Annotated in this window: 18 protein-coding genes; 15 read left to right on the forward strand and 3 right to left on the reverse strand. The window is 36.2% G+C overall.

Going from position 1 to position 17,598, the window contains the following annotated elements:
* Positions 1–853: 853 nt before the first annotated feature.
* Positions 854–1,837: a 2-hydroxyacid dehydrogenase gene (locus tag AC106K_RS14640; protein WP_482446262.1), complete on the forward strand. Its 984-nt coding sequence runs from the start codon at positions 854–856 to the stop codon at positions 1,835–1,837.
* Between the two features lie 52 nt (positions 1,838–1,889).
* Entirely contained in the window at positions 1,890–2,183 is a 294-nt protein-coding gene (locus AC106K_RS14645) for a hypothetical protein (protein ID WP_482446263.1), read from the forward strand.
* Positions 2,184–2,297: 114 nt separating this feature from the next.
* Here the strand turns inward: AC106K_RS14645 and AC106K_RS14650 are convergent, their stop codons facing one another.
* Positions 2,298–2,735: an endonuclease domain-containing protein gene (locus tag AC106K_RS14650; RefSeq protein WP_482446264.1), complete on the reverse strand. Its 438-nt coding sequence runs from the start codon at positions 2,733–2,735 to the stop codon at positions 2,298–2,300.
* Between the two features lie 356 nt (positions 2,736–3,091).
* On the opposite strand from AC106K_RS14650, the gene AC106K_RS14655 reads away from it, so the two are divergent.
* The 8 genes from AC106K_RS14655 to AC106K_RS14690 all read left to right on the forward strand — a co-directional run bounded on the left by AC106K_RS14655 (position 3,092) and on the right by AC106K_RS14690 (position 10,641).
* Positions 3,092–5,077, forward strand: a complete 1,986-nt coding sequence (locus tag AC106K_RS14655; protein WP_482446265.1) for a urocanate hydratase — start codon at positions 3,092–3,094, stop codon at positions 5,075–5,077.
* A gap of 17 nt (positions 5,078–5,094) precedes the next feature.
* Positions 5,095–5,550, forward strand: a complete 456-nt coding sequence (locus AC106K_RS14660) for a hypothetical protein (RefSeq protein ID WP_482446266.1) — start codon at positions 5,095–5,097, stop codon at positions 5,548–5,550.
* Between the two features lie 231 nt (positions 5,551–5,781).
* Complete coding sequence (locus AC106K_RS14665) at positions 5,782–6,330, forward strand: Crp/Fnr family transcriptional regulator (RefSeq protein WP_482446267.1); 549 nt, start codon at positions 5,782–5,784, stop codon at positions 6,328–6,330.
* Positions 6,331–6,736: 406 nt separating this feature from the next.
* Entirely contained in the window at positions 6,737–7,498 is a 762-nt protein-coding gene (locus AC106K_RS14670) for an MBL fold metallo-hydrolase (protein WP_482446268.1), read from the forward strand.
* A gap of 333 nt (positions 7,499–7,831) precedes the next feature.
* Positions 7,832–8,740 (forward strand): tetratricopeptide repeat protein, encoded by a 909-nt coding sequence (locus AC106K_RS14675; RefSeq protein ID WP_482446269.1) that lies wholly within the window; start codon positions 7,832–7,834, stop codon positions 8,738–8,740.
* A gap of 12 nt (positions 8,741–8,752) precedes the next feature.
* On the forward strand, positions 8,753–9,223 hold the full coding sequence (locus AC106K_RS14680; protein WP_482446270.1) for a DUF3997 domain-containing protein: 471 nt from the start codon (positions 8,753–8,755) through the stop codon (positions 9,221–9,223).
* 61 nt (positions 9,224–9,284) lie between these two features.
* A complete protein-coding gene (locus AC106K_RS14685) occupies positions 9,285–10,010 on the forward strand; it encodes a TonB-dependent receptor plug domain-containing protein (protein ID WP_482446271.1) in 726 nt (241 codons plus the stop codon).
* Between the two features lie 52 nt (positions 10,011–10,062).
* Entirely contained in the window at positions 10,063–10,641 is a 579-nt protein-coding gene (locus AC106K_RS14690; RefSeq protein ID WP_482446272.1) for a hypothetical protein, read from the forward strand.
* A gap of 70 nt (positions 10,642–10,711) precedes the next feature.
* Here AC106K_RS14690 and AC106K_RS14695 read toward each other — a convergent pair whose 3' ends face one another.
* Together AC106K_RS14695 and tpx are read right to left on the reverse strand one after the other, a co-directional pair.
* Positions 10,712–12,031 carry an NlpC/P60 family protein gene (locus AC106K_RS14695; RefSeq protein WP_482446273.1) on the reverse strand — a complete coding sequence of 440 codons (1,320 nt, stop codon included), beginning with the start codon at positions 12,029–12,031 and terminating at the stop codon, positions 10,712–10,714.
* A gap of 198 nt (positions 12,032–12,229) precedes the next feature.
* Positions 12,230–12,802, reverse strand: coding sequence for a thiol peroxidase (gene tpx / locus AC106K_RS14700; RefSeq protein ID WP_482446274.1), 573 nt, complete (start codon positions 12,800–12,802; stop codon positions 12,230–12,232).
* Between the two features lie 167 nt (positions 12,803–12,969).
* Here tpx and AC106K_RS14705 point away from each other — a divergent pair, with 167 nt between their 5' ends.
* The 5 genes from AC106K_RS14705 (at position 12,970) to AC106K_RS14725 (ending at position 17,570) form a co-directional block, all read left to right on the forward strand.
* Entirely contained in the window at positions 12,970–14,598 is a 1,629-nt protein-coding gene (locus AC106K_RS14705) for an NADP-dependent glyceraldehyde-3-phosphate dehydrogenase (protein WP_482446275.1), read from the forward strand.
* 154 nt (positions 14,599–14,752) lie between these two features.
* A complete protein-coding gene (locus tag AC106K_RS14710; protein WP_482446276.1) occupies positions 14,753–15,265 on the forward strand; it encodes an RNA polymerase sigma factor in 513 nt (170 codons plus the stop codon).
* 11 nt (positions 15,266–15,276) lie between these two features.
* Positions 15,277–16,095: a hypothetical protein gene (locus tag AC106K_RS14715; protein ID WP_482446277.1), complete on the forward strand. Its 819-nt coding sequence runs from the start codon at positions 15,277–15,279 to the stop codon at positions 16,093–16,095.
* A gap of 360 nt (positions 16,096–16,455) precedes the next feature.
* The gene (locus AC106K_RS14720) at positions 16,456–16,956 is read left to right on the forward strand and encodes an RNA polymerase sigma factor (protein WP_482446278.1); all 501 of its coding nucleotides are present in this window, start codon (positions 16,456–16,458) and stop codon (positions 16,954–16,956) included.
* A gap of 23 nt (positions 16,957–16,979) precedes the next feature.
* Positions 16,980–17,570, forward strand: a complete 591-nt coding sequence (locus AC106K_RS14725; protein WP_482446279.1) for a hypothetical protein — start codon at positions 16,980–16,982, stop codon at positions 17,568–17,570.
* Positions 17,571–17,598 lie beyond the last annotated feature (28 nt).

Here is a 17,598-nt window from a genome sequence, read left to right on the forward strand (position 1 = left end):
TTTATTTCTATGCTGTTAAGCTTTTTGATCTTTATTAAATTTTGCAAATGATGTAGATTTGTTGGAAATCGCAAAGGCGCAAAAGGATTATATACATTATGGGTATTTTAAGGCACAAGAAGATCTAAGATCTTCAGCAAGTGTTACACTTATTTTTTTTGCACGAATCCACGAATAAAATATCTACTTTATAGTCTCTACTCATAACAATATAATTCATGTATCCTTGGAAATATCTATTCCGATAAAATAAGTTTTCATAACTTTGGATTTAGGGTAATCCTGAATGAACCATTTTGAATCATGCTAAAACCTTTAATAAGCCGCAATGCTTAAAATTCTAAATGGCGAGTATTCAAAAGAGAAAATAGAGTCTGATACACGAAATAGTTCGTATCTATGAATTCGTTTAGTTCACTTTATTTTCTCTGGTTCTTCAGAATTTAATTAATATCTAATTTATTACTAAATCCTTTTGCAAATCTAAAGGCATTCGTGGCAAAAATAAAATAGAACCTATTCCGTTAGCAATACTATGAGAGCTTACCCGATTGGATAAAAATATTTTAAAAATAAACTTTGTGGTTTTCGTAGTTCATAAACTTTAATGTTTTTTTATGAATTATGAACCCGGTTCGGAATGAAAATTGAAGTTTATACAATCACCCCATCACGTAAAATCTTACTATTATGGATATGAATAGATTTAAATTATCCCATAACTTCAGTAATGTTCAGAAGAAACTGCATAAATATCACTCAGACGAAAAGAAAATAATTTTTTAATATTAAAGTTCAGGAACCTTACTTTTTGCGAGTGAGGTTTTTTCTTTACAATCATTAATCTATAACAATGAAAGTCTTTATCAATAAAAGAATTCCCGAAACAGGAATTAAAATGCTCAAAGAAGCAGGGCTGGAAATGATAGTTCCGGAAAAAGAAAACCTTTCTTATGAAGAATGGCTGAGATATTGTAAAAATACGGATGCCATCTTAAGTATTGGGGCAGAATTTAAATATGACAGAAATTTCTTTGAGGCCTGCCCGAATGTAAAAGCCATTGCCTTATATTCGGTCGGATTTGATCATGTAGATATTAAAGAAGCCACTAAAAGAAAGATCCCGGTAGGGAATACCCCTGATGTTTTGAGCAAAGCAACTTCAGACGTGGCTTTTCTGCTCATGCAGTCGGTGGCAAGAAGAGCAAGTTATAATTTCCGGAAAGTAAAAGAGGGAAGCTGGGAAGCATTTGATCCTTTGCATGCTTTGGGACAGGAACTTTATGGGAAAACTCTGGGGATCTTTGGGCTAGGACGTATTGGCTATGAAATGGCAGAAAAATCAAAGAAAGCCTTTGGTATGAATATTATTTACCACAACCGCCGTCATAATGAAGAAGCGGAAAGAGGTTTAGGGGCAACTTATGTTTCTTTCGAAGAACTGATCAGAAATTCCGATGTGTTGAGTGTTCACGCGAACTTTACTCCTGAGCATCAGGAATTATTCAATTACAGTCTTTTTGAGCAGATGAAGCCTGATGCTATTTTCATCAATACGGCCAGAGGTGGATTTCACAATCAGAAAGATCTGTATCGGGCATTGGTAGAACAGAAAATATGGGGTGCAGGACTGGATGTTACCAATCCGGAGCCGATGTCTGCGGATGATCCTATTCTGGAGCTTTCAACGGTCTGCATTCTGCCGCATATTGGCTCAGCCACTATCGAAGCCCGTAATGGAATGGCAAGACTGGCGGCAGGAAATATCATCGCTTTTTCAAAAAATGAGAAAATGCCTTATTGTGCAAATCCTGAAGTTTATTCTGACTATTTGTAATAACTTGGAATTATTTTTGTTCTCACTATAGAAACCTAAAATCTTAAATATTATGGCACCAGAGAAAAATATTAATGAGCAGAACAAGAGGTTAGAACAGATGGATTATAACCCTAGCGAAGATATATTTAAGAGAGAAAAACACATTTCGCTCGATGGCGACGGAAACCCTATTTTAGAAGAAGACTTTGACGATGACAAAATTGATAAAGGCTTGGATATACCGGGAGCAGACGATGATGATGACATGGAAGAAATAGGAGAGGAAGATGAAGAGAACAATTATTGGAGTCTCAGCGATAATGAAGACGATCATGAAGAAGAAAATGATGATGTTTTAACTTAAATTTTTACGATAAACAAAGCAGCCTTATTGATTTTCAGTAAGGTTTTTTTATTTGAATAATAGCTTCTTTTAGTAAAAGAAATTCCCCTCCTCTGGAGGGGTGGATTCAAAAATTTAAAGAATTTTTGAAGACGGGGTGGCTCCATAATGCAGTACAATAAATTCCTCCAATTCCTTCATCACTAAACTCAGATTATTTCGTACGTCAAAATCACTGATTCTGAAAACGCACAATCCTAATGATTCAAGGTATTTCTGCCTTATACCGTCATAAACTTCTTTTTCATTGTGACTGGAACCATCAATTTCAATTACAAGCCCTAAAGTTTTTACATAAAAGTCAACAATATAATTTCCAATGATCCTTTGTCTGTCAAAATCAATTTTATGAAAGGTTTTTGCACGAACTTTCTTCCAGAAGATCACTTCACCCAAAATTCTGGCTTTGCGTTTATCTTTTAATAATGCTTTTAAATGGGGATTGTATGGGAGATTTTCAACGAAATTCCTGTAAATGAGAACTCCGTGGATCATGGTGAGAATTTCTTTCATATTGTGTGTTTTAAACCACCCCGTCTTTCAAAGTTTACAAAACTTTGAAATCCACCCCTCCGGAGGAGGGGAATTGAGGTACCTCTTTTCAAATATAGTATTTAAAATGAAATGTTTTTTTGTAAAAAAGCAAAAAAGCAAAATTGTGAATTTGCCAATTTGCGACTTCATCCTTTTACGATTTTACAATTTTGCGATTTTACACTTTTACGCATTTACAGTTTTACCATTTCGCCCTTCTTCCTTCTTCCTTTTTGCCTTTTCGCTATTTCCCTTTCTTTACTTGCCTATATTTCATAATTTGAATATCTTTAAAACTTCAAACATTGTTTAAACATAGAACTTTAAATAGCAATATGACATTTCAAGAACAGATACAGCAGGGGATTCCTGTCCAGCTGCCACAACCTAAGCCATACGAAACGAATATCAACCATGCTCCAAAGCGTAAAGAAATTCTGGGAGAAGAAGAAAAAAAACTGGCATTGAAGAATGCTTTACGTTATTTCGATCCGAAGTTTCATGCTGAGCTGATCCCTGAATTTAAGCAGGAATTAGAAGATTATGGTAGAATCTATATGTATCGTTTCCGTCCGGATTATGAGATGAAGGCAAGACCGATCACAGACTATCCCGGAAAATCTGAGCAGGCAAAAGCAATTATGCTGATGATTCAGAATAACCTGGATTATGCCGTTGCACAGCATCCTCATGAACTGATTACTTATGGTGGGAACGGAGCGGTTTTCTCTAACTGGGCACAGTATCTGCTAACCATGAAGTATCTGTCTGAAATGACCAACGAACAGACTTTGGTGATGTATTCAGGACATCCGATGGGATTGTTTCCTTCCCATAAAGATGCTCCGAGAGTCGTGGTGACCAACGGAATGATGATCCCTAATTATTCAAAACCAGATGATTGGGAGAAATTTAATGCACTTGGGGTAACGCAATACGGGCAGATGACTGCAGGAAGCTATATGTACATTGGACCGCAGGGAATTGTTCATGGGACAACCATTACAGCTTTAAATGCTTTCAGAAAAATAAACAAAGAACCGAAAGGAGGTCTTTTCGTAACTTCAGGATTGGGAGGAATGAGTGGAGCACAACCAAAAGCAGGAAATATTGCAGGATGTGTTACCGTATGTGCAGAAGTGAATCCAAAGATTACCAAAATCCGTCATGATCAGAAATGGGTAAATGAAATCTATGAAGACCTTGGTGAATTGGTAAAAAGAGTAAGAGAAGCCCAGGCTAATAAAGAAACGGTTTCTTTGGCTTACCTTGGAAATATTGTTGATGTTTGGGAAAAGTTTGATCAGGAAGATCTGAGAATCGATATTGGTTCAGATCAGACTTCTCTTCATAACCCTTGGGCTGGTGGATATTATCCGGTAGGGCAAAGCTTTGAAGAATCCAACAAAATGATGGCTGAAGACCCTGAATTATTCAAAGAAAAAGTTCAGGAAACTTTAAGAAGACATGCCGCTGCCATCAATAAACATACAGAAAAAGGAACTTATTTCTTTGACTATGGAAACGCTTTTTTACTGGAAGCTTCAAGAGCTGGAGCTGATGTAATGGCGGATAATCCAACTTTGGGAAGAGAATTCAAATATCCAAGCTATGTTCAGGATATTATGGGGCCTATGTGCTTCGATTATGGTTTCGGGCCTTTCCGTTGGGTGTGTACAAGCGGAACACCGGAAGATTTGCAGAAAACAGATGATATTGCATGTGAGGTACTGGAAGAAATGATCAAAAATTCTCCGGAAGAAATCCAGCAGCAGATGAAGGATAATATCCAGTGGATCAAAGGAGCGCAGGAAAATAAACTGGTGGTAGGATCGCAGGCAAGAATTCTTTATGCAGATGCAGAAGGAAGAATGAAAATTGCTGAAGCTTTCAACAAGGCCATTAAAAATGGTGAGATCGGACCTGTAGTATTGGGAAGAGATCATCATGATGTTTCAGGAACAGATTCGCCTTACAGAGAGACTTCCAATATTTATGACGGATCAAGATTTACTGCAGATATGGCCATCCACAATGTGATTGGGGACAGTTTCCGGGGAGCTACCTGGGTATCTATTCACAATGGAGGTGGGGTAGGCTGGGGAGAAGTAATCAACGGTGGTTTCGGAATGCTGTTGGACGGAAGTGATGATGCAGACCGTAGATTGAAGTCTATGCTGTTCTGGGATGTCAATAATGGAATCTCAAGAAGAAGCTGGGCCAGAAATGAAGGAGCTATTTTCGCTATTAAAAGAGCCATGGAAGTGGAACCTAATTTAAAAGTAACCCTTCCGAATCTTGTGGATGAAAATTTACTGTAGTGCTTAGTTTGTAAGGCATGAGACTTTTTCAGATAGAAAAATCAAATAATTCGTTTCAGCTGCTAGATAATAAGAAAGAACTCGTAGGTGAGCTTCTATCTGGTTTTTTAAGTGGCCTTAACAGCAGAATAAAAATAGGTAACGAGTTTTATAAAATTAAAGGTGCCGGATTTTTATGGATGGCGATTGATGTTTTTGATGAGTCAGGAAGATTGATTTTAAAAATTGACTCTGCAAAAAACAGAATATTTTATTATGGTGATTCTACAGAAATTTATACTTACAAATATAAAGGCTGGCTACATAAAAAGCTATTTTTGTATAATAACAACGATCAGTTAGTTTTGGCTATAGATTACAGACAAACACTTTTTAAGTTGAACTATAAACTGGAAATTGGTGATAATTTCAATAATGGTTTAATCACTTTGAGCCTTTTATATTTTTATCTCAGAGACTTATTAAGTGAATAATTTTAAACAATAAAAACCTGCCTTAGAGTAGGTTTTTATTGTTTCAATCTTTGATCAAATTCTTCATAAGGATATTCGTTGGCTGCCATATAAGTTTTTTATATATTTGAATGATAGGAATTAACGGTTGAATACGCTATTTTTGCCATGAAAAGCGATCGAATGGGATCTTAATCTGAAAATATCATTCTTCATATCTTAGAGGAGAATTTACTGTAAATTATAAACGATTTGACTTCAGCAACGATTAATAAAACTCTTTTTTCACACCTTCAGGTAGAGGATGATGATCCTGTATGGGAGAAATTTGCCAGGGTTGAATTTTCAAAGAGAAATATATTTTCGGATAATAAAGCCTATCTTGTTGAAGATGGATTTGTTCGTAAATATTACATTAACAGCACTTCGGATATTGATACTGAAATCTGTGCGGAATTTTACTTTCCGGGAGATATTTTTACTGTCGGAGAAAAAGGTTCTGAAGGGATTTATGAATCTATCAGCGGCGGCCTTGCCTGGGAAATTACTTTAGATGAGGTCACAGAAATGTTTGCGGTAAATCCCGAATGCCGTTTTGTTCAAAATTACTATCTGAGCCGGAAACTGAATGCTGCGATGAAGCGTGAAATGCTTTTACTAAAAAATACGCCACAAGATCTTTACGAATATCTATTAGCCAGCAAGCCTCATTACATTCAGAATATTCCTTTAAAATACCTGGCGTCTTATATTGGGATTACTCCTATATCATTAAGTAGAATCAGAAAGAGGATTAGTTAAAGGCAGGAAGCTTGAAGGCGGAAGCGGGAAGTTATCAAGGCCATAGCAATTCCTATTGCGTGATAGGAACTATCTTTTTATAAACGTAAAGTTTCAATTTTAAATACGCATTATTTTAATGAGCAAAGAGTTGATCGATTTTCAATCAATTTGATGAAGCATGCCGCTACCATTAACTTAATCAGTGGCTTTGCCGTCATTTTTGCCTGCTTAAAATATAACATCAGAATATTTTAAATCTTTGCATTTAAAAAACTGTATTATTCATTAATTCAAAAAAACTATCAGAAATTATAGGAAGATAATTAACTTCCATCTTCAAGCTTCCATCTCCCAGCCTTTAATTAATTATCTTTTGTTTATTGTCCCGCCCTTCATAAGTCTTTTCCTTTGTGAAAAAGAAATTATGGAAATACAAAAACTAAACTGGGCAGGAATAAAGCTGACCTCCAACGGAAAAACCATTTTAATAGATGCTGCAGAGGATTTTTCCTATTATAAACCGGTTTTGGGTGATGCGATTGAACAATTGATACAATTCTCAGATCATACACAGGCAGATTACATTCTTTTTACCCATTTACATTTGGATCATTTTGATAAGAATGTCATTCAAAAATGCCTGAAAAAAGAGGGAAAACTGATCGTGTATTCCGGACTTGAGCCTGTTGTCAGAAAACTGATCGATGATGTTGAAATGATCATTCTGGATCTGAATGAAACCTTTACCGAAAACGAAATTACCTTCAAACCTGTATTTGCGATGGATGGGATAGGAGAAATTCAATCTTCCTGGATCGTGAATGATGCAACAACAAAGATCTTTCATGGAGGTGACACCATCTGGCATAACCAGTTCTGGAGGCTTGGAAAAGAAAATCCGGATATTGACTACGCATTTTTACCCGTAAACGGAGTGGTGGTCAATTTTGAAATCATCGGATTGGAGTACAGTCCGGTTCCGGCTTCTCTTAATCTGAAGGAAGCCTTTTCAGCAGCTCATCTTTTGCATGCTAAAAAGCTGGTTCCCATACATTATGGATTGTTTGAACATGAGAAATGTTATATTCCTCAGGTGTTTAATGAACATGATTTGAAAAGAGATTCAGAGGAAATGAGACAGGAATATAGAGTTCTGAAGGACGGGGAGATACTGAATGATGCTTAGCTTTTTGTTGGACATCCACAAAGGAGCAATTTTTTTAACCTTAATAATGCTTTTAAGCACAAGAATATTATAAATTTTAAGCAAGGGCTAAGCTGATGTTTTATGCCACTAATGCACGAATGTGAATGTTTGTATTCGTGCATTAGTGGCAATTATAAAGCATTACCCAATTTTATCAGAGGTAAAATTCTTGCGTCTTCAAAATATCTTTTAGAAATAATTTTGCGTATTTATAATTTCAAGTGAAGCTTGAGAAAACCTGTATTCTTTATTGGCCGATATAGCAAAGTTTTTTATTTTTAAGCCTAATATAAATGAATAACCATTTTAAACATGAATAAATACTTTTTCAGCTTCATTTTTTCAATAATGTTGTCAGCTCCTGTTTTTGGGTGCCTTAATGGCGAACAAATGGTGCTGGCCAACAAGGAACTTCTCTATGTTGACCATAGTGGTGAGGTTCCTTACGGGCATGGGTTTGGGAGTAAAGAACAGGTGGAAGAATTTTTGGGAAAACTCGAGAAAGGCTATCAAGAGACCAAAGATCTTGATTACTTATCTGATAAAGGCTTTATACTGATTATTTTAGGAAAATATAATGAAGCTATTGAGCTTTATAAGAAAATAGAATCTATGCAGCCGGGCAGATATTCTACGGCATCCAATATTGGAACCGCCTACGAATTGATTGGAAATAATAAGGAAGCCTTGAAATGGATTGAAAAAGCTATAGAAATTGAACCCAACTCTCATTTCCGCTCTGAGTGGATTCATGTGAATATTTTAAAAACCAAAATAAAAGGAGATCAGTATATTTCGTCAGAACATCTGATTGGAAAGGATTTTGGAAAAGAAAAATATCCTAAGTCTGATCTGAACAAGGATGAACTACAACTGCTTAAAATGCAATTGTATTACCAACTGAATGAAAGAATATCTTTTGTAAAACCGAAAGATAAAATTGTAGCTCAGCTTTTATTTGATCTGGGAAATCTCGCTTTTCTGACGAATCAGAAAGAAGATGCGATGGAAGATTATGAAATGGCCAAAGAGTATGGTTTTGAAAGCCTTGTTTTAAATGAAAGATTGCAGGCTGTAGGGGGAAATAAACAAAAGACTTTGAACAGTACAGAAAAAGATGAGGTTCATTGGACAGGACTTATTCTCTCTATAGTATCGTTGGTGGTATCCGGATGTATTCTTTTTATTTACAGAAAGAAAATACTTTTACTGTTAAAATAATGAAGAGGACCAATGAATAAATATCTGAAGATAAGCCTTTTCTTCTGTGGATTAATTTTGTTGGTATTGGTCATCAGCTTTTTTTTAAATAAAAGATTACCCATTGCTTTCGGACCTGGAGTTCAGGATTTTTCTAAAAATCTGACAGGAGGTTACATGCTTTACAGAACTTCAGCACACGAAATATTTATAGTACCTGAAGGTGGTTGGAATAGTAAAACAGCAATTATCCCTTCAAAGGTCATTAAAGTAAATGTGTACAAAGAGTTTATTATTGCCGAAAGACAAGGTTTAAAAAGAAGAAATCCTAAAGATAGTTTAGACACTTACGAAATTCCGGATGAGAATGTAAAAGATTTCTGGATTCTGAATACAAACAAAAATTATGTTCTGGGTAATCTGAAGAACAATGATTTTAACAGAAAGTTAGATTCTCTTCATATTCCTGCTACTATCAAATTAGTTGATATTTATAAGTATTAAAGTTTTAATCCGTTCCAACCTTTTTCACAATCAGGGCATCATTATAGATAAAAGCCATACTATGAAGATTAGTTTACCAAAACCCTGTCATGAAAACTGGGAAAATATGACTCCTGATGAAAAGGGGAGATTCTGTGCTGTTTGTTCCAAAACGGTCAGAGATTTCAGCAAAGCTCCGGATGATGAGATTATAGCGTTTTTTTCAAACACTTCGGACAATATTTGCGGTAATTTCAATTCATCACAACTCAATAGAGATTTACATTATTCTTATATCAATTCGGTTTTTGTAAAGTTTGCGGTAGGTTTTATTTTGACAACCGGAGGACTGGTTTCTGTACATGCTCAGGAAAATAAAGCTAATGATACATTGAGAACGGAAGAAATACCACAAATTGTCTTTCCCAAGTTTAGTAATCCCAAAAAGCAGGAATTTATTGGGTCAGTTTCTGTAGTATCTGCGGATGCTTTGGTAAATAAAAGTGAAAAGGAAATAAAAGATCTTTCTCCAAAATGGTCTGGATTGATGATTAATCAGCTACCCAAAGATAATTCAGAAATGAATACATTGAAGATCGGAAGAGCGAAAACGGGATTGAGAGATGAACAGAAACCTCTTTGTGTGATCAATGGAAAAATAAGCAGTCTGGATGAACTTCAAATGATCGACCCTAAAATGATCAAAACGATGAAAGTTCTGAAAGAAGCAATGGCAGAATACGGTGAAAAAGCTAAAAATGGAGTAATAGTGGTAACTACTAAGAGAAAATGGAAATTTAGAAAATAAAAAAATGGAGATTTTACAGAACTATATTTATCTTAGTATAAAATTGTGAACCATGAAACTTACTATCCCTAAACCCTGTCATGAGAACTGGGAAATGATGACAGCCAATGAAAAAGACAAATTCTGTTCTGTTTGTTCCAAAACAGTGAAGGATTATACCCATTTTTCTGATGAAGAACTTGTAACCAGCTTTCGGTCAGAGAATGAGGTTTGTGGAAGATTTACCGAAGATCAGCTTGGACGGAATTTGAGCTTTTCACTAGCCGGTAAGATCGCTTTAGGACTATTGGCCGCAAGTGGAATTGCTACGACAGCCAATGCACAGGAGTTAAAGGGTGAGGACGTAAAAAAAGTTGATTTTAAAAAAGGATTTGAGGGAGTAGAGGTCATCAACAATACCCTGAATAAGACCATGTGGTTGGGAATGCCTTCTAAGGAAGATATTGAGTCTACACAACCCTTGATTCTGTTAGACAATAAAAAAATATCTGAGGACAAAATGAAAAAAATAAACTCAGACAAAGTAAAGAGTATAAAAGTACTTTCCGGAGAAGGAGCTATAAAGCTTTATGGAGATAAAGGAAAACATGGAGTAATTGTTATTGAAAGTAAAGATAAAACAACTGAATAATTTTAAACCTTAGTATATACAAGAAAACCTGCTGATGAGCAGGTTTTGGTATTTTTAGTTAGTGTTGATTTTAATAATTCATCTTATTTAGCATCAGTATGATAGCGGCTACTCCCGGACGCGTAATAAGTTTCTCAGGATCGAATACATGATCCCGCACATATTTTCCTTTTTCCTGGCTGAAGTTAGTATAAGAGGTGACATAGGTAGAGTACATATTCTTGTTACGGTAGCCTGTCCCGTTATATAGTTCAGCAAAAGCCAATTGATTTCCAAACGTCCAGTAATCATTGGATCTACCTGCTACACCTTGCAGTCCTTCAATGGCACTTTCCTCAAAAGTATCCCATGGACCACGGCCAATAGGGACAATTGTTGTCTTTTGGTTAAGATTCTGACCATTAAGGAAATTCTTCGAAAAATCCAGGCTGGATTCCATAAAAAATATAGAAGCAATTAGTTTCCATGGAACATTGGTAGCCGCTTCAACCGTTTGAAACTTTGCAATATTCTGGATTATTTTGTTGCAGATATTGGTCAGGTATTCTAATTTATAAATTTCAGCATCCAAAGCAATATTTTTTGCAATATAATTCCAGTCGGGATTGGTATAACTACCTTGATTAGGAACAAATACAGAGTTTTCTGCAGAAAATTTTAAACTTTTGGATACATCTATAAAGCCTCTCATTCTCAATTCCGGAGTTCCGTTAATGTTTCTTTCGGAATAAAAAACACCCTCTTTGCCGTCTTTAACGGTATTAAATTCGAAAGTTTTGAATGTTCCGTTTGCATCGGGTGGACCTAATGCTATGCAGGCATGACCATGTCCTTCGTCATTGGGGTTATAGAAAATACAGATATTGCCGTACTGGGGAAATTTAGTCTTATATTCATTCTTGGTGCTGTACCAAAAATGTTGTGTTGAGGAGGTTACTGGCAGATCAAATTTCACTCCCATACTGTTTTTGATCTTATCTAAAACATAGCATATTGAGCTTATGCAATAAGGAGCTCCTAAAGACTCGCCAATCCACTTGTTGACAATATCTATAAAAGGAGACCGGTTGGGGCCGTTTATTTCAGTCTGTCCCTGATAATTTTCAGCAACTGTTACAAATTGTTTGATAATATCCTGAGCAGTAATTCCTGTATCATGCGCAATAATTTTCAATTCCAAACCCATTGCTTTCAGGGTGTTTTTCCCGATAATTCCGTCTATTTCCAGCTTATTTTTTTCCTGGAATTTTTTTACGGCTTTCAGTGTTTTATTTCCAAAAATACCATCAATTACGAGTGATGGACTTCCTGCTGCTGCAAGAATCTGCTGAACGATTTTCACATCTTCAGAACGATCCCCAAAACGGGGCATTGAATTAATTGTTTTCATGGTTTATGTATTTTTATCTATCCTAAAGATATGCCCCTTTAGTCAAATAGAGAATTACCCTTTCGGGTACTTTTTCAGAAGCAGTTATTTATGAAGCAAGCATTATTCAACTGATTTTCTTTTGATTGTCAGGATATAATGAAATAGCTCCGGCGATCGAAGATCGCCGGAGCTATGAAAATATTTTTAAACAGAAGCTTATGATTTCACCGCTGCAATAGCCGCTTCATAATTAGGTTCCTGTGAAATATCCGGAACCTGCTCTTCATAGATCACTTTTCCTGAAGGGTCTATTACCACTACAGCTCGGCTCAGAAGACCTTTCATTGATGAATCAATCATTTCCACCCCATAGTTCCACCCGAAATCTGAACGGAAATCTGAAAGCATCACTACATTTTTGATCCCTTCCGCACCGCAGAACCTTTTCTGAGCGAATGGCAAATCTTTGGAAATACAAAGAACTACCGTATTGGGAAGATTTCCTGCCTCTTCATTGAAATGATGTACAGATGCTGAGCAAACTCCCGTATCTACACTTGGAAAGATATTCAGGATGACATACCTTCCTTTGTAGGACTCCAGAGTCTGATCATTCATATTGACATCTGTAAGGGTAAACTTAGGTGCAGGTTTATTGAGCGCCGGTAATTGAGAATAAATACGTACAGGATTTCCTCTCATCAAAACCGTATTGGATATTTTGGTATTTTGAGCGAAACCTACTGCAGAGAAAAATAATAAGGTACTGAAAACTAATTTTGAAAACATGAAAATTTATTTTTAAACAAAATTATTCTTTTTTCAGGAGCTGGGATTAATTTTTATTTAAATAGAATAAATCTATTGACGGATTATTTCTTTCCAACAATTTTACCTCTACCTTTATATTATCAAATTCAGATCAATTCGGTCACCATAAAAAAATAGAAAAATTTATGAGTTCACAAAATACCGCATCATTCCATGATATTTTTAAAAGCGAAAATGAAATTCCCGAAGAATTCAGAGTTCCGGAAATCCACCAGAACGTATATCTGCTCAATGGTGAGCTGGTAGAGTGGAAGGGAGAGACCCAGAATATTTATTCTCCGGTTTGTATTCCTACAGAAAACGGCTTGCAGAGAAAACTGTTGGGAAGTATTCCGAATATTGGACCCAATGAAGCAATGGAAGTTCTGGAAGCCTGTGTAAAAGCCTATGATAACGGGCTTGGTGAATGGCCTACAATGTCGGTGGAAGGAAGAATCAAATGTATGCAGAAATTCGTGTATCTGATGATTCAGCAGCGTGATCTGATCATTAAGTTGCTGATGTGGGAAATTGGTAAAACGCTGGCTGATTCTACTAAAGAATTTGACCGTACTGTAGATTATATCAATCAGACCATTGATGCCCTGAAAGATCTGGACCGGGAATCTTCCCGTTTTCAGCAGGCAGAAGGTACAATAGCCCAGATCAGAAGAGCACCACTGGGAGTGGTCTTGAGTATGGGGCCGTTCAATTACCCTTTGAACGAGATTTTTACAACCCTGATTCCAGCATTGATTATGGGAAATACCATTTTGTTTAAACTTCCGAAGCATGGTGTTCTGGCACATTATCCGCTGTTGAATGCTTTCAGGGAAGCTTTCCCAAAAGGAACCGTGAATACTTTGTATGGAAAAGGCTCGGAGATTATCACTCCTATTATGGAAAGTGGTAAAGTAAATGTACTGGCTTTTATCGGGTCCAGTAAAGTGGCCAACGGTTTGAAAAAACTACACCCGAAAGTAAACCGGTTGAGAGCCATTCTGAGTCTTGATGCTAAAAATGCTGCAATCGTAACTAAGCATGCCAATCTGGATGTAGCGGTAAGCGAATGTATTCTGGGAGCCCTTTCTTTCAACGGACAGCGTTGTACAGCTTTGAAACTGATATTCGTTCAGAAAGAAGTTGCTTTGGAATTTACAGAGAAACTGAGTACTGCTGTTTCCGCTTTGAAGGCAGGACTTCCATGGGAAAAAGACGTAAAGGTAACTCCGCTTCCGGAAGTGAATAAGCCACCTTATCTGAAAGAATGTATTGAAGATGCATTGATGAAAGGAGCTGCCGTTTTGAATAAAGATGGGGGATATACAGACGAGTCTTTTGTATTTCCGGCTGTGGTGTATCCGGTAAACAGTGATATGAAACTCTATCATGAAGAGCAGTTCGGGCCGGTGATTCCTGTGGTTCCGTTTGAAGATATAGAAGAGCCTATAGAATATCAGGTTAATGCTTCCCATGGAATGCAGGTGAGTATTTTCAGTGAAGATCCACATGAGGTGGCAAGACTAATTGATCCGTTTGTCAATTTGGTAAGCCGTGTTAATATCAACTGCCAGGCTCAGCGGGGGCCGGATGTATTTCCATTCACCGGAAGAAAAGACAGTGCCGAAGGAACCCTTTCTGTTTTTGATGCGCTGCGTTCCTTTTCCATCAGATCGCTGGTTGCTGCAAAGCTTACAGAATCTAATAAAACCTTATTGAATACCATCGTCAGAGAACATGATTCCAACTTTTTAAGCACTGACTATATTTTTTAGTCCTGCTTTCTGGTCATATTTAACATAAAATAAAAATCCCTAATAAACTTCTTTGTTTTTTGGGGATTTGTTAAATTGAGGTCTTGAAATTGAGATTTTGTGTTATAATATGGTAATGTTTTTATAAATATTGCTGAAGGATTAGTGCGTACCCATGTCTTCACCAGAAAAAGAATTTTTAGAGAAAATTGAAAAACATAAAGGGGTTGTTTTCAAGATTTCTAAAATGTATATGGATCATAAAGATGATCAGAATGACCTTTATCAGGAGATCATCTATCAGGCCTGGAAATCATATGGTGATTTTCAAAAGAGAAGTGATTTCTCAACATGGTTGTACCGCACTGCGCTCAATACAGCTATCGTTTTCCTGCGAAGTGAAAAAAAACGTAGCTTTATCCGGAGTCAGAATATAGATGGATTGGGCACTCAGCAGGAGCCTTACAACGATACGGATGATAAAAATATGAAGCTGATGTATGAGGCAATTCATCAGTTGAGTCCCATCGATAAAGCTTTGATTTTTTTCTTCCTGGAAAATTTTTCCGGAAAAGAGATTGCTTTCCAGCTGGGAATTACAGAAGTCAATGCCCGGGTGAAGCTCAAAAGAGCAAAAGAAAAATTAAAGGAAATCATCGCCAGGCAGCAAGGAGCAGATTCAGTATAAAAAACACAAAAATGGAGTTAGAAAATTTTAAAGAACTTTGGAATAAAGATACGGGACAGGAGCTCCCTGAGATTTCCCTGGAAAAACAACGTGAAATACATTCTCCACTGCAGATGCTGAAAGTCAATATGAAGACGGAATTCTGGCTGATGGTCATTACTTTGCCTTTGCTTTTTACCAATATTCCATTTGCTTCCGCAGACCCTAATATCAGGACCATATCCGCATTTGTTGTCGTTCTGACGCTTGCTTTTATAGTCTATTTCTATTCAAGATTTCGCAAACTTTATACCTTACTCAGGAAAAACAGTATCAATACGAATTATGACCTGTTTAACCTTAAAAACCAGCTTCTTATATCAAAAGAAATTTATATTTCGTATTATATCTCTTATATTCCTCTTGGCTTTCTTTTATCTTTGATTAAGGTCAGCTTCCATTTTGATATGGAGTATAACCTTGCTATTTTCGGAGTCAGTCTTTTGATTACTCTTTTACTGATAGCTTTTCTTATAAAATATTGGATCTATTATATGTACGGAAGGTATATTGATGATGTGGTACGTTTGGTAGACGAATTGAACGGTATTGAATTACCGGCTCCTCCTGCAGAAAAGAAAAAAACATGGTTTGAACGATCTCAGAAGTTTTTGATGAATAAATGGGGACTCAGAGGAAACATTCTGAATACGGTAATATGGTTTGTATCCATGTATATTTTTTTCATTGTCTTCCTTACACTGGTTCTTCTGATCTTCATCATGCTTGGAGCAAAATTAGGCTTTATTGACATCTCTACTTTGCAAAGAGCGTTAAACCGCCTGAATTGACAATACTAAATAATTATTAAACCAATTTATAGTTTTGAAAAACGATTAAAGAACCTGTGAGGAAATTTCTGACAGGTTTTTTTGTGTAAAAAATGTAACATTTTGACTTTTTCTCTACTAACTGTAAAATTTAGTAAGAAGTAGAAAACAAAAAGCCAGACTGTAGCATGAAAATACATGAGCTGACCGATAAGATAAAATCCCACAAAATTATTTCGTACAAATGCTATCCTAAAAAATAGTAGAAGGTAAAAACACACAATGAGAGCCTGACAGTATTTTCTGTCGGGTTTTTTTATTTTTATCAAATCTCTGTAACAATTTTTCTGAATGAAAACTAACTCTATAGATTAACAAGTTATGGCCTCATTAGAACAAGAGTTTATAAGTAAAATCGAAAAACATAAAGGAATCATTTTTAAGATTTCTAAAATGTATATGACTGAAAAAGATGACCGTAATGATCTTTTTCAGGAGATTACCTATCAGCTTTGGAAAGCCTATCCGGGTTTCAGAGGACAAAGTGAGTTTTCAACCTGGCTGTACAGAATTGCGTTAAATACAGCAATCATTTTCCTTAAATCTGAAAAAAGAAGAAGCTTTATAGCCAATCAGGATGTCTCCGGGTATGTGTTGACCCAGGAAGATTATGATGATCATAAAGAAGAACGGCTGACAGAAATGTACAAAGCCATCCATCAGCTCAACCCGATTGATAAAGCCTTTATATTCTATTATCTGGAGGATTTTTCCGGAAAACAGATTGCAGAAGAAATGGGAATCTCCGAAGGTAATGCAAGGGTGAAAATGAACCGGGCCAAAAATAAACTTAAAGATATCTTAAGCCAATATAAAAAGTAAATCAACATTAAATCAGTAGTCCAATGAATATCGATGAATTAAAAAATACCTGGAACGAAGATATTACGGAGGAAACTCCGGAAATAAGCATTGAACAAAGAAATAAAATCAATCTTCCCCTTGAAAGAATACGCAAAAATATGCGCACAGAATTCTGGTGGGTGATCGGGATTTTTATCTTTTCCTTCATGGTCTGCTCAGTATGTAAACCTTTTAAACTCCAATTGTACATCACGGTCCTGGTGGCTTCCATGCTCATCGTTACCGTTTTCTTTTATTATAAGTTTTTTAGACTTTATAATGAGATCAGTAATCCTGTCTTCAATACCTATGATTCTCTGAAAGATCTGGTTATGCAGCTGAACCTTAATAAACAGTATTATCTGTCCTATTATATCAGCTTTGCTCCGTTTATTGTGTGTGAAATACTCATTGTATTAGAATTTATACCGTGGCCTGAACCTTTCAGTGAAATTAAAATTGCAGCCATTTTGATTGGCTCTCTGATTGGTGGCCTGTTTATTTTGTTTTTATCCGGGAAATACTGGTTTCACCGTTACTATGGAAGATACATCAAGCATATTGAAGGGCTTCTGGAAGAATTGAAAAAATGATTTTAGTTTCGGGGCGGGCTGAAAGCCC

The organism is Chryseobacterium sp. FR048 (genome assembly GCF_056844665.1).

What these genes read in the sequence shown, in the direction of transcription:
- AC106K_RS14650 (WP_482446264.1), bottom strand. Translation starts at nt 2,735, where the DNA reads ATGAAAGAAATTCTCACCATGATCCACGGAGTTCTCATTTACAGGAAT.
- AC106K_RS14690 (WP_482446272.1), top strand. Translation starts at nt 10,063, where the DNA reads ATGAAACTTACTATCCCTAAACCCTGTCATGAGAACTGGGAAATGATG.
- AC106K_RS14695 (WP_482446273.1), bottom strand. Translation starts at nt 12,031, where the DNA reads ATGAAAACAATTAATTCAATGCCCCGTTTTGGGGATCGTTCTGAAGAT.
- AC106K_RS14685 (WP_482446271.1), top strand. Translation starts at nt 9,285, where the DNA reads ATGAAGATTAGTTTACCAAAACCCTGTCATGAAAACTGGGAAAATATG.
- AC106K_RS14705 (WP_482446275.1), top strand. Translation starts at nt 12,970, where the DNA reads ATGAGTTCACAAAATACCGCATCATTCCATGATATTTTTAAAAGCGAA.
- AC106K_RS14680 (WP_482446270.1), top strand. Translation starts at nt 8,753, where the DNA reads ATGAATAAATATCTGAAGATAAGCCTTTTCTTCTGTGGATTAATTTTG.
- AC106K_RS14640 (WP_482446262.1), top strand. Translation starts at nt 854, where the DNA reads ATGAAAGTCTTTATCAATAAAAGAATTCCCGAAACAGGAATTAAAATG.
- AC106K_RS14720 (WP_482446278.1), top strand. Translation starts at nt 16,456, where the DNA reads ATGGCCTCATTAGAACAAGAGTTTATAAGTAAAATCGAAAAACATAAA.
- AC106K_RS14655 (WP_482446265.1), top strand. Translation starts at nt 3,092, where the DNA reads ATGACATTTCAAGAACAGATACAGCAGGGGATTCCTGTCCAGCTGCCA.
- AC106K_RS14710 (WP_482446276.1), top strand. Translation starts at nt 14,753, where the DNA reads ATGTCTTCACCAGAAAAAGAATTTTTAGAGAAAATTGAAAAACATAAA.
- AC106K_RS14660 (WP_482446266.1), top strand. Translation starts at nt 5,095, where the DNA reads ATGAGACTTTTTCAGATAGAAAAATCAAATAATTCGTTTCAGCTGCTA.
- tpx (WP_482446274.1), bottom strand. Translation starts at nt 12,802, where the DNA reads ATGTTTTCAAAATTAGTTTTCAGTACCTTATTATTTTTCTCTGCAGTA.
- AC106K_RS14715 (WP_482446277.1), top strand. Translation starts at nt 15,277, where the DNA reads ATGGAGTTAGAAAATTTTAAAGAACTTTGGAATAAAGATACGGGACAG.
- AC106K_RS14670 (WP_482446268.1), top strand. Translation starts at nt 6,737, where the DNA reads ATGGAAATACAAAAACTAAACTGGGCAGGAATAAAGCTGACCTCCAAC.
- AC106K_RS14725 (WP_482446279.1), top strand. Translation starts at nt 16,980, where the DNA reads ATGAATATCGATGAATTAAAAAATACCTGGAACGAAGATATTACGGAG.
- AC106K_RS14675 (WP_482446269.1), top strand. Translation starts at nt 7,832, where the DNA reads ATGAATAAATACTTTTTCAGCTTCATTTTTTCAATAATGTTGTCAGCT.
- AC106K_RS14645 (WP_482446263.1), top strand. Translation starts at nt 1,890, where the DNA reads ATGGCACCAGAGAAAAATATTAATGAGCAGAACAAGAGGTTAGAACAG.